The 11770-nt window shown below is 38.8% G+C and carries 14 protein-coding genes; 3 read left to right on the forward strand and 11 right to left on the reverse strand.

Going from position 1 to position 11770, the window contains the following annotated elements; translation table 11 throughout:
* Positions 1-189 precede the first annotated feature (189 nt).
* Positions 190-405 carry a hypothetical protein gene (locus tag ACSHZO_RS04740; RefSeq protein WP_298246002.1) on the forward strand — a complete coding sequence of 72 codons (216 nt, stop codon included), beginning with the start codon at positions 190-192 and terminating at the stop codon, positions 403-405.
* Between the two features lie 8 nt (positions 406-413).
* On the opposite strand, the gene groL is transcribed toward ACSHZO_RS04740, so the two are convergent.
* The 7 genes from groL to miaB form a co-directional block, all read right to left on the reverse strand.
* Positions 414-2051 (reverse strand): chaperonin GroEL, encoded by a 1638-nt coding sequence (gene groL / locus ACSHZO_RS04745; protein WP_295178339.1) that lies wholly within the window; start codon positions 2049-2051, stop codon positions 414-416.
* Between the two features lie 100 nt (positions 2052-2151).
* Positions 2152-2427: a co-chaperone GroES gene (locus ACSHZO_RS04750; RefSeq protein ID WP_298246001.1), complete on the reverse strand. Its 276-nt coding sequence runs from the start codon at positions 2425-2427 to the stop codon at positions 2152-2154.
* A 149-nt stretch (positions 2428-2576) separates the two neighbouring features.
* Positions 2577-2909: a preprotein translocase subunit SecG gene (secG, locus tag ACSHZO_RS04755; protein WP_295178343.1), complete on the reverse strand. Its 333-nt coding sequence runs from the start codon at positions 2907-2909 to the stop codon at positions 2577-2579.
* A 2-nt stretch (positions 2910-2911) separates the two neighbouring features.
* Positions 2912-3787, reverse strand: a complete 876-nt coding sequence (locus ACSHZO_RS04760) for a hypothetical protein (protein ID WP_298246000.1) — start codon at positions 3785-3787, stop codon at positions 2912-2914.
* Positions 3787-4293, reverse strand: a complete 507-nt coding sequence (gene lptE, locus ACSHZO_RS04765; RefSeq protein WP_298245999.1) for an LptE family protein — start codon at positions 4291-4293, stop codon at positions 3787-3789. Before lptE ends, ACSHZO_RS04760 begins: the two co-directional genes overlap by 1 nt.
* 3 nt (positions 4294-4296) lie before the next feature.
* A complete protein-coding gene (locus ACSHZO_RS04770; RefSeq protein WP_141878989.1) occupies positions 4297-5562 on the reverse strand; it encodes a sigma 54-interacting transcriptional regulator in 1266 nt (421 codons plus the stop codon).
* A 61-nt stretch (positions 5563-5623) separates the two neighbouring features.
* Complete coding sequence (gene miaB / locus ACSHZO_RS04775) at positions 5624-7069, reverse strand: tRNA (N6-isopentenyl adenosine(37)-C2)-methylthiotransferase MiaB (RefSeq protein WP_298245998.1); 1446 nt, start codon at positions 7067-7069, stop codon at positions 5624-5626.
* Between the two features lie 144 nt (positions 7070-7213).
* On the opposite strand from miaB, the gene ACSHZO_RS04780 reads away from it, so the two are divergent.
* A complete protein-coding gene (locus ACSHZO_RS04780; RefSeq protein WP_298245997.1) occupies positions 7214-8443 on the forward strand; it encodes an LVIVD repeat-containing protein in 1230 nt (409 codons plus the stop codon).
* A gap of 71 nt (positions 8444-8514) precedes the next feature.
* On the opposite strand, the gene ACSHZO_RS04785 is transcribed toward ACSHZO_RS04780, so the two are convergent.
* The 4 genes from ACSHZO_RS04785 to ACSHZO_RS04800 all read right to left on the reverse strand — a co-directional run bounded on the left by ACSHZO_RS04785 (position 8515) and on the right by ACSHZO_RS04800 (position 10270).
* A complete protein-coding gene (locus ACSHZO_RS04785; RefSeq protein WP_185739515.1) occupies positions 8515-8808 on the reverse strand; it encodes a TIGR03643 family protein in 294 nt (97 codons plus the stop codon).
* 103 nt (positions 8809-8911) lie between these two features.
* The gene (gene rpmA, locus ACSHZO_RS04790; protein ID WP_141878995.1) at positions 8912-9172 is read right to left on the reverse strand and encodes a 50S ribosomal protein L27; all 261 of its coding nucleotides are present in this window, start codon (positions 9170-9172) and stop codon (positions 8912-8914) included.
* A 25-nt stretch (positions 9173-9197) separates the two neighbouring features.
* Entirely contained in the window at positions 9198-9689 is a 492-nt protein-coding gene (gene rplU / locus ACSHZO_RS04795; RefSeq protein ID WP_298245996.1) for a 50S ribosomal protein L21, read from the reverse strand.
* A gap of 116 nt (positions 9690-9805) precedes the next feature.
* Positions 9806-10270, reverse strand: coding sequence for a DUF4199 domain-containing protein (locus ACSHZO_RS04800; RefSeq protein ID WP_141878997.1), 465 nt, complete (start codon positions 10268-10270; stop codon positions 9806-9808).
* Positions 10271-10436: 166 nt separating this feature from the next.
* Between ACSHZO_RS04800 and ACSHZO_RS04805 the strand changes: the two genes are divergently transcribed.
* Positions 10437-11759 carry a M16 family metallopeptidase gene (locus tag ACSHZO_RS04805; protein ID WP_298245995.1) on the forward strand — a complete coding sequence of 441 codons (1323 nt, stop codon included), beginning with the start codon at positions 10437-10439 and terminating at the stop codon, positions 11757-11759.
* The last annotated feature ends 11 nt before the right edge of the window (positions 11760-11770 follow it).

Consider the following 11770-nt stretch of genomic DNA (forward strand, 5'->3'; position numbering starts at 1 on the left):
CTGAAGCAAGTTCAGATCTCGAAGCAGGTAAGCAAATCTCCTGAAAATTCCCGGAATTCAAGTTTGGTGATTTCTCTGTTGAAGTGCTTAAAGTGGAGTATCCCGAATTATAATACTAACCTGGGAAGGTGCGAAAAAAGACATTACCACGGTAACTTTCGAACTTACTGAAACTAAAAAAACCAAACATTGGTTTCAGTTGCAGAAGAAGGAATGCAAAATGACGCTCAAGGGATTGCCAGGCTCGGTAGAAACTCAGAAGGTCAGGCAAATTTCCTGGCCTGTCTGGAAGCCTATTTTGAATACGGGATAAATCTCAGGGTAGGTGGTTTTAAATTCTTACGAAATGATCAAAAACCCCAAATAAAAAAACCCGGCAAATTGCCGGGTTTTCTGATTATATGAAATAATGATTACATCATTCCTGGCATACCGCCGCCCATTCCTTGTGGCATTCCACCTCCAGCATTGTCTTCCGGAATATCAATAAGCGCACATTCGGTTGTAAGGATCATTCCAGCAACTGAAGCTGCATTTTCCAATGCTACTCTTGTTACTTTCTTAGGATCAATAATACCAGCTTTCAGCATATCTACGTAAGTATCTGTTTTGGCATCATATCCGAAGTCATTCTTACCCTCCAATACTTTGTTGATCACTACAGAACCTTCACCACCAGCATTTTGCACGATAGTTCTCAATGGAGATTCGATAGCTTTTGAAACAATCTGTACTCCAGTTGCTTCATCAGCATTTTCAGTTTTGATTTTGCTAAGTACAGCCTGAGCTCTAACCAATGCAACACCACCACCTGCAACGATACCTTCTTCTACAGCCGCTCTGGTTGCGTGAAGTGCATCATCTACTCTATCTTTCTTTTCTTTCATTTCAACTTCTGAAGCTGCACCAACATAAAGTACGGCAACACCACCAGCTAATTTAGCCAGACGCTCCTGAAGCTTTTCTCTATCATAATCTGAAGTAGTAGACTCGATCTGAGATTTGATCTGGTTTACTCTGCTCTGGATATCATCATTGTTTCCAGCTCCGTTAACGATGGTAGTATTATCCTTGTCGATCGCTACTTTTTCAGCAGTACCCAACATATCGATCGTAGCATTCTCTAAAGTAAATCCTCTTTCTTCAGAAATTACAGTTCCACCGGTAAGGATTGCGATATCTTCCAGCATTGCTTTTCTACGGTCACCAAATCCTGGGGCTTTCACTGCAGCGATCTTTAATGATCCACGAAGTTTGTTAACTACCAGTGTCGCAAGAGCTTCACCATCAACATCCTCAGCAATGATCAATAAAGGCTTTCCAGACTGAGCCACTGGCTCTAATACAGGAAGTAAATCTTTCATAGAAGAGATCTTCTTGTCAAAAAGAAGGATATATGGATCTTCAAGATCTGCCGTCATTTTTTCAGAATTTGTTACGAAGTAAGGAGATAAGTATCCTCTATCGAACTGCATTCCTTCCACAACATCAACATAAGTCTCTGTTCCTTTGGCTTCTTCTACAGTAATAACACCTTCTTTACCAACTTTTCCGAATGCCTGAGCGATCAAATCACCAATAACATCATCGTTGTTAGCAGAAATAGATGCCACCTGTTTAATTTTTTCTGAAGAGTCACCTACTTCTTTAGTTTGTTTTGCAAGATCTGCAGTAAGAGATTCAACAGCTTTGTCGATACCACGTTTCAGGTCCATTGGATTTGCACCCGCAGCGACGTTCTTTAAACCTTCTTTTACAATAGCCTGAGCTAGAACGGTAGCAGTAGTTGTACCATCACCAGCAAGATCGTTGGTTTTAGAAGCTACTTCCTTCACCATCTGAGCTCCCATATTTTCTAGAGGATCTTCAAGTTCGATCTCTTTAGCTACAGTTACACCATCTTTAGTTACGGTTGGTGCCCCAAAAGATTTACTAATAATTACATTACGACCTTTAGGTCCTAAAGTTACTTTTACAGCGTTCGCTAATGCATCAACACCACGTTTGATCCCATTACGAGCCTGAATGTCAAATTTTATATCTTTTGCCATTTCTATTATTTTTAATTTTCTATAGTTAGACTACAGAATAATTGGTTAATTAATTTCTAGATTATAAACTCCAGCGGCTGCTGGAAAATTGAAGTGAAACTTATACTATCGCTAATATATCATCTTCTCGCATGATCAGATAATCTGTTCCTTCCAGCTTTAGCTCTGTTCCGGCATATTTACCGTAAAGAACTGTATCACCTTCTTTAACTGTCATCTGATGATCTTTGGTACCTCCACCAACAGCTACAACTTTACCTTTTTGAGGTTTTTCTTTAGCTGTCTCCGGAATAATGATACCAGAAGCAGTCTTGTTTTCTGCAGCAACAGGCTCAATTACAACCCTGTCTGAAAGCGGCTTAATGTTTAGTCCCATTTTATTAAATTTTATTATTAGGTTAATTAATTTTCAAATACGGGAGACATATTTCTAAAATTATGCCAGCTCTATTTCTCTGCCATAAGGCAAAAAAAAATGCCAGCTTGTCATAAGCTGGCATTTACAAATGTTGTTGAGTATCTTATCTACTGCTCACTGTCAGTTTGTGTCGCTGGTTGAGCTGCAGGTATTTCAGTATTTACAGGTTCGTCACTTTCGAAAACCCTTGTTCCAGCTTCTGCCGGCTTATCCATAATAGCTACGTTAGAAAGTAGGATCAAAACAAGCAATAAAGTTGCAAGAGTCCAGGTAGATTTATCTAAAAAGTCTGTCGTCTTTTTAACTCCTCCCATTTGCTGACCTCCGCCACCAAAAGAAGAAGATAATCCTCCACCCTTAGGGTTTTGAACCATGATCACAACTACCAGCAAAAATGCTACGATAATTATTAAAGCTAAAAATATAGTGAATGTGCTCATTCTTAATCGTTATTAATGTCTTGTAATTTTTCTATTGCCCGAATTTGGTCTGCAAAGAAACCACTTTTTTCGGGATTTTTCAAAATTAATATTTTATATGCCTGAATGGCTTTTTTATAGTTTTTTTGCTCGAGGTAAACACGCGCTAAAGTCTCTGTCATCAGAGATTCCTGGCTGGTCATAGAATCTTCGGCAAGATTGCTTTTGGATACAGATTTTACCGGTTTGATCTTAGGATTTTTAGCAATAAACTCTTCAATAAGATCAAATTTTCTCTGGCGATCTTCGTTTTCAGGTTCTTCTGCCTCGTTTTCTCTTTTTACAGGTTCTGCCTTGGTTAATTTTAACCATTCTGAAAATGAATGTGATTCCTTTTGATTAAACTCCAGAGGTTTTCCAATCTCCAGGTTCTCTTCTTCTGAAGATCCTTTGGTAACCTCAATATCTGAAGAACTATCTTTCATCTGAGCACGCTCGAACAAAGCAGGATCCATAACGCGTTCAGATTCAGACTGCTTCATTTTGATCGCATCATCCAGGTCTATGCTTCGTCTTCCATGAACTTCTTCATGTTCGTAGACCGTCATTTCCTTCAGTCGGTCTTCCTGCTGCCTGATCTGTCTCGCAATCGTGTTTTGATTAAATTCTTCAGAAGTAATAAAATCAAAAAGAATATCACGGTCTGTGGTATATGCTGCTGTTTTCTTTAGTGCTGAATTGTAACTGAATTCCTGATGTTCTTTAAGTCCCTTCAGTCTTATAGCACGACCCGCCTGAAAATAGGGTGCTTTCTCAAGCAAAATTTCCAGTTCCCGCGTTTGTTCTTTAGTAATTTCCGCAGGAGAGTTTAGTAAACTTAAGAGTGCTTTTTTATCCATTACCAGTCGGTAAGCGCTGCGTTAAAAATATCCTGCGTAATTCTCGTATATATCTCGTCCAGTGCGGTCTCCAGGTTTGCCCCGATCAATTGTTGCTGTGCCGGATAATCATAATAGAAAGAAAAACGCTTTTCAAAATCCTTTTCCGGTTCCAGTGTATTGTAATAACGAACGTTTACCGCAATGGTCAGTCTACTTTGCGCAGCGGTATTTTCAGCAGTTGCAGACATTGGCGACACATAAAACTGTATGATCTCACCTTCAAAGATCAAATCCCCATTGGTATTGGTAAGACTCAAACTTGTTTGATTCTGAATAAGGTCCTGCAAAGAGATCGTAAATGCACGGTCTATTCCCGGTTCCACAAGATCTGCATTATTCTGGAAGAAATTTACCTGAAATGTTTCGGCGTCTCCAGTGTCAGCTCCCGTAAAAGAATATGACATACATGAAGATAAGCTCAAACTCACGAGTAATACCGTGATAATGCTAAGAAATCTTGTCATTAATTATAGATTGTATTGTTTGATCTTTCGATATAAAGTGCGTTCACTTATTCCTAATTCTTCTGCTGCAGCCTTGCGCTTCCCACTGTGTCTTTCCAGCGACTTTTTGATAAGCTCCAACTCTTTGTCCTGAAGCGAAAGTGTTTCTTCCTCTTCAATTTCTTCAGCAAAATAATACTTATCCTTTTCTTCCTGACTTGGTGAAGAAGAATTTTGTTGCGGAATTTGCAGCACATTCAGCTCATCTTCATCAATATCAGCTTCATCGATATCATCACCGCTATTCCCGTAGATCTTTTCGATAAGACCTTCATTCTCATCCTGAACCTGCTTGCTGTCTCCCTCCTGCATCAACTTCAGCGTTAATTTTTTCAAGTCGTTCAGGTCACTTTTCATATCGAACAAGACCTTATAAAGTATCTCTCTTTCATTACTGAAATCCCCTTCTTTCTTTTTATCTGAAATTACTGCGGGTAGATTGCTGCCAATATCCGGAAGATATTGCCTTAGTTCATCGCCGCTGATATTTCTCTTCTGTTCCAGAACGGAAACCTGTTCTGCAATATTTCGTAACTGCCGAATATTTCCTCCCCAGCGATATTTTAATAACAAAGCCACAGCTTCATCATCAAGTTTGATCGTGGGCATCTTGTATTTCAATCCAAAATCTGAAGCAAATTTCCTGAAAAGCAGATGAATATCACCTTTTCTTTCCCTTAGTGGTGGCAGTCCGATTTCCACTGTACTTAAACGGTAATAAAGATCTTCCCGGAATTTGTCCTTTTTGATGTTTTCGAACATATTGATATTCGTAGCAGCTACGATGCGAACATCGGTTTTCTGAACTTTCGAGGAACCCACTTTTATAAATTCACCATTTTCCAGAACACGAAGCAATCTTACCTGCGTTGGCAATGGTAACTCCCCCACTTCATCAAGAAATATGGTTCCACCATCGGCTACCTCGAAATAACCACTTCGGGTTTGAGTCGCACCGGTAAATGCACCTTTTTCGTGTCCGAACAGTTCACTATCGATAGTTCCTTCAGGAATTGCTCCACAGTTCACTGCGATGTACTTCCCGTGTTTACGATGAGAAAGCGCATGTATAATCTTCGGAATACTTTCCTTACCTACACCACTTTCTCCGGTAACAAGTACTGAAATATCTGTTGGTGCAACCTGAATTGCCTTTTCTACTGCACGATTAAGTTTTGGATCGTCTCCAATAATTCCAAATCGCTGTTTAATTGCCTGAACTGATTCCATTTAAAACTTCAGTATTATTAGACATTCTTCAATACAAGTGAGAAGAACGTCATTATTCTCGTTAATAATTATCACTATATCCCACTGGCTCCCCTATAAGAGTAGCACTGGTACAGTCCTTTATTTTTACATTTACAAAATCACCGATCTTATAATTTTGCTTGTCAAATACCACCACGGTATTTTGTGAATTTCTACCACTCCAGTGTTGATCAGATTTCTTTGATTCTCTTTCAATCAGAACTTCGGTAATTTCACCTAAGAAGCGTCTGGTTCTCTGTTTGCTATGCTTCTGCTGAAGATCTACGATCTCCTGAAGGCGTCTTTTCTTTACTTCATGAGACACATCATCTTCCAGCTTTCTTTCAGCCATGGTTCCGGGTCTTTCAGAATAAGCATACATAAAGCCGAAATCATAGGTAATCTTCTCCATTAGAGATAAAGTATCTTGATGATCTTCTTCGGTTTCGGTTGGAAAACCGGTAATCATATCCTGAGAAATCCCGCAATTCGGGATCATCTCCCTGATGTTTCTAATAAGCTCGAAATATTCTTCACGAGTATGCAGCCTGTTCATCGCCTTTAAAATTCGGTTACTTCCAGATTGTACGGGTAAATGTATATAGTTACAGATGTTAGGATATTTTGCTACCATTTTAATCACGTCCAGCGTCATATCCTGCGGATTGGAAGTAGAAAACCTGATTCTCATTTTGGGATGTGCTTCTGCAACAAGTTTCAGAAGCTGCGAAAAATCTGTAGCGGTCGCCTTCTGAATTTCGGTAGCATTTTTAAAGTCTTTTTTGAGTCCGCCACCATACCAAAGATAACTATCTACATTCTGGCCTAATAATGTGATCTCTTTAAAACCTTTCGTTGCCAGATCGTTCACCTCTTCAAGAATACTTTGAGGATCACGACTACGTTCGCGACCGCGGGTAAACGGTACCACGCAAAAAGTACACATATTATCACAACCGCGGGTAATGGATACAAATGCTGAAACACCATTACTTTGCAACCGTACTGGAGAAATATCTCCGTAGGTTTCCTCCTTACTTAATAGAACATTCATCGCACTACGTCCTTCTTCAATTTCACTCACAAGATTTGGCAGATCCTTATAAGCATCTGGTCCCACGACCATATCCACGATCTTCTCTTCTTCCAGGAATTTACTTTTTAGACGCTCTGCCATACAGCCCAGCACTCCCACTTTCATTCCCGGGTTTATTCTTTTTACCGCATTGTATTTTTCCAGTCTTTTTCTAACTGTTTGCTCCGCTTTATCACGAATCGAGCAGGTATTTACCAGAACAAGATCTGCCTCTTCTAACTTTTGGGTAGTATTAAAACCCTCTTTACTAAGAATGGAAGCAACAATTTCTGAATCACTGAAGTTCATTGCGCATCCATAACTTTCAATAAAAAGTTTCCGGGTATTCTCATGCTTAGGCTCCATTACTAAAGAGTTCCCTTGCTTTTTCTCGTCTATTGTCTTCTCCATAAATCTATACTAAACTCCGGGTTTTTAGAAACGCAAAGATAGAACTAAACAGAGTTCTGACAAAGTGACAGAAAAAATTTTCTTAAATCTTACGCAACCTTTTGGAAAGTGTAGCATCTAACAGATACCTAACCACAATTACACATGAAAAATTTACTTTTTGTGTTACTATTATCACCACTTTTCCTTTTCACCTCCTGTGAGGAGGATAGTGATGATGGGTTCACTACAGTTGCAGTACCCGTTACTCAGTCCATCGCTGATTTCCGTGCTTCCGTAGAAATTCAGGCTCCCCGGGAAATCAAGGAATCGGGAAAGATCTACGCCTGGCAGAATTATATATTTATCAATGACAAAAACGAAGGTGTTCACATCATCAACAATACCGACCCATTCAATCCCGTAAAAGTTCAATTTCTGAAAATCCCGCGGAATACCGATGTGGCTATTAGAAATAATATGCTATACGCGAATAATGGAATGGACCTGGTCGTTTTCGATCTTAGTGATATGAATGCTATTAAAGAAGCAGGCAGAGTCAAAGACATTTTCCCTAATTATTACCGTAATCCACCACCTGGACAGGTAAGTTTCGTAGACTTCGAAAACTTTGATTATAATACTGAAGTTATTATAGGCTATATCACCGAATCCCGAAAAATAGAATATGCCAGAGGTGATCTGGTCAACGAGCCTTTCTTCTCAGAAGCAGACGGCGGTGGATCAGGTACTGGCGGTAGTATGGCCAGGTTTACAATTAATGACGAATTACTTTATATAGCTGAAGAAAGCGAACTCTCTGTAGTGGACATTAGCAATCCTTCTAATCCGGTTGAGCTAAGTAGTGAATATGCCGGCTGGAATATAGAAACGATCTTCCATTACCAGGATCATCTATATCTGGGTAGTGCGACTGGAATGTATATCTACGATCTTGAGAACCCGGAGTCTCCACAGCAGGTTTCTTTCCTTCAGCACGTATTAGGATGTGATCCTGTAGTAGTAAAAGACAATTACGCATACGTGACCATTCGTGGCGGAAACAATTGCGGACAAAATTTTAATCAGTTAGATGTCGTTGATGTTTCAGACAAGAACAACCCAAGAATTGTAAGTTCCTACGAAATGAATAATCCCTTTGGCTTAGGCGTAAAGGATGACTGGCTTTTTGTTTGCGATGGCGATGAAGGGCTAAAAATATTTGATACTAAAAACACCCCCGATCTTAGTCTTGTAGATCAATTTACGAACATTAACACCTATGATGTCATTCCTCTTGATGACAAGTTGCTAATGATCGGGGATAATACACTTTCCCAATATTCCTATAAGGGTAACGAGGTTAATTTAATTAGTACATTCTCTTTGAATTGATGACCCTTTTTTTGTTTGGTTTTTAGAAAAATCCCCGCTGCCCGGGGATTTTTTGTTTCCATTAATTACCACTAATATTTCTTCTTGCTAATTCTGTTACCAGTGATTTGACGCTGAGCTTTACTTTTGAATCTGCTAACGTCATCACTTCTTAGCTTTTCATGTTTTGTCTTTCTACCCTGAACGCGTGCTCTCCATTTTCTCCAGTTCCTGGGATGCATTTGCTCACGCATAAACCTAATGACTTCCTCCTCTTTTAAACCGAACTGAAATTCGATTGCTTCGAAGGTAGTTCTGTCTTCCCAGGCCATGGCGATTATTCGATCTATCTGCCTCTCATCTAATTCATATTCTTCTGCGATCATAATTCTGTTTATTATTTACATTGCAAAGTTAAACAATTTAATTAGAGGAAATAAAAAACCCTCTACATTTCTGAAGAGGGTTCCTATATAAATTTGAATCTAACTATGCCTGAAATGGCTCAATAGAAACATAAGATTTATCATCTTTCTTCTTAGTGAATTTCACTAGTCCGTCAACTTTAGCGTGTAAAGTATGATCTTTTCCAGCGTATACGTTATCACCTGGACGGTGAGCAGTACCTCTTTGTCTTACGATAATATTTCCCGCAACAGCAGCTTGTCCACCAAAGATCTTCACGCCTAAACGTTTCGATTCTGATTCTCTACCGTTCTTGGAACTACCAACTCCTTTTTTATGTGCCATATTATTTCGTTTTTAGTAGTTTAAACTAGCTTAATGCAGCAATTAATTCTGCTTTTTTCATTGAAGAATATCCATCAACACCTTTATCTTTAGCCATTTCTCTCAGTTCTGCAACTGTATTTTGACTTAGGTCGTTTGAAGATTCTTCTTTTTTAGTTTCCTTCTTAGGCTCTTCTTTCTGAGCTGAAGTGGATTTTGATCCGCCTTTAAGATCGATACCTTCGATAAGAATTTCAGTAAGTGCTTGTCTGTGACCATTTTTGGTTCTGTAACCCTTACGTCTTTTCTTCTTGAAAACGATTACTTTGTCTCCTTTAAGGTGACGGTTGATCTTTGCTCCAACCAAAGCTCCTTCTATAGCCGGGGCGCCAACAGTAATGCTATCTCCATCTGCAGTAAGAAGTACCTTATCAAAAGAGATACTGTCTCCTTCTTTACCTGCTAGGCGATTCACATAAACTCTCTGGTCTTTTGCAACTTTAAATTGCTGCCCTGCTATCTCTACAATTGCGTACATAGCGTATAATTAGTTATATAAATACTTAATAAAATCACTTCCGTTTTCACGCAAGCGGGTGCAAATATAATTCTATTTAATTAATTGACAAAGGTTTTTGTCTTTTTCAGAATTGATTAAAGCGTGTGCTTCTTCGCTTCCTTAGTATTCCATGAATCTTTGAATAATTGCATGTAAGCCAGGGTAAGAACCAAACTTGTAGCAAATCCCATAACAGCTACTACAAATAATACTACACCTATACTGGTATTGTAATCTGTAATCCAAACCGTAATTAGATCATCTAAAAAACCTGGATTTATTTCCGTAGAATAAACTCCAAAGAAGATCGTAAATATAATAGTAGCATTAAAGCCCGTTAGCAAACTGGCCATAAAGCCTTTCTGATATTTAAATTTATTCCCTTTATGAAGTCTGTAATGCTTTACGGCCTCAAACATCCCATAGGCCATGATCACCCCATTGAATAAACTATAAATTGGCTGATTGTGAGCATCAAATAGTGAAAGAATTAGAAAATAAGCAATAAGACCGGCGGCAACAGCGACACCGTATTTAATAGGAATACTGAATTTACCCATAGCAAAGTTGGTTTTAGACGTAAATTTCCTAAAATTACCGCGTTTATTGCCTTAATAGCTTGTTAATTTTAACACATTTCGCACAATCTCGATAATAAGCTGATTTTACTGTAACAATTTCAGAGGTATACAAACTAATAATGGCAATTGAAAAAACCTTAAAAAAATGATTAACAAACTAGGACTGTTATTCTGCTTTTTCTTGATTGGAATCGTAGGATTTGCTCAGGAAGTAGAATTTACTGAGTATGATTTAGACAATGGGCTGCATGTGATCCTGCACAAGGATAACTCCGCTCCTGTTGTAACCACATCTGTGATGTACCACGTTGGTGGAAAAGACCGTGAAGACGGAAGAACCGGGATGGCTCACTTTTTTGAGCACCTGTTATTTGAAGGAACCGAGAACATTCCAAATGGAAAGTGGTTCGAAATCGTTAGTTCAAATGGTGGTAGCAACAATGCAAATACCAGCCAGGACAGAACTTATTATTACGAAGTATTCCCTTCAAACAACCTTGAATTAGGATTATGGATGGAATCTGAAAGAATGCTACACCCTATTATTAAACAAAAAGGTGTTGACACTCAGAATGAAGTAGTAAAAGAAGAAAGAAGACTACGTATGGATAACTCTCCTTATGGTAACTTATTACCAGCTATGCAGGAGAATATGTTCGAAAATCATCCTTATAAGGATCCGAACATTGGCTATATGGAAGATCTTGATGCGGCTACTTTAGATGAGTTCAAAGCTTACTTCGACAAGTATTACGTACCTAACAATGCCGTATTGGTAGTTGCTGGTGATATTAAGATCGATGAGACTAAAAAAATGATCAAGGATTACTTTGGTCCAATTCCTTCAGGAGACGATGTAACCAGAGATTTCCCGAAAGAAGAACCAATCACAGAGCAGATCAATGCGAAGTCTTATGACTCAAACATCCAGATCCCTGCTTCAGTAATTGGGTACAGAACTCCGGCTTTTACTGAAAAGGATTCTTATGTACTAAATATGATCTCTGACTACCTTAGTGATGGTAACAGCTCGAAGCTTTACAAAAAACTGGTAGATGAGCAGAAGCAGGCACTTCAGGTGGGAGCATTCAATCTGGAACAGGAAGACTACGGGATGTATCTTATCTTCAGTATTCCTCAGGGAGAAACAGAACTAGAGACTTTAAATACCGAGATCGAAGAAGAGATCGCTAAATTAAGAAGTGAACTTATTTCTGAAAAAGATTTCCAGAAGCTTCAGAACAAAGCAGAAAACAACTTTGTAAATTCAAATTCAAGTGTTGCAGGTATCGCTAACTCTTTAGCCAGAAACTACCTTCTTTACGGAGATACTGATCTTATCAACGATCAAATTGATATTTACAGAAATATCACCAGAGAAGATATCAAAAGAGTTGCTTCAGAATACTTAAAGCCTAACCAAAGAGTAGTGCTTGAGTATTTACCAGCCAGCGAACAGCCGGAATAATAATTAAAAAT

Source organism: Christiangramia sp. 3-2217-3z (assembly GCF_051195275.1).
Lineage (GTDB): Bacteria > Bacteroidota > Bacteroidia > Flavobacteriales > Flavobacteriaceae > Christiangramia > Christiangramia marina.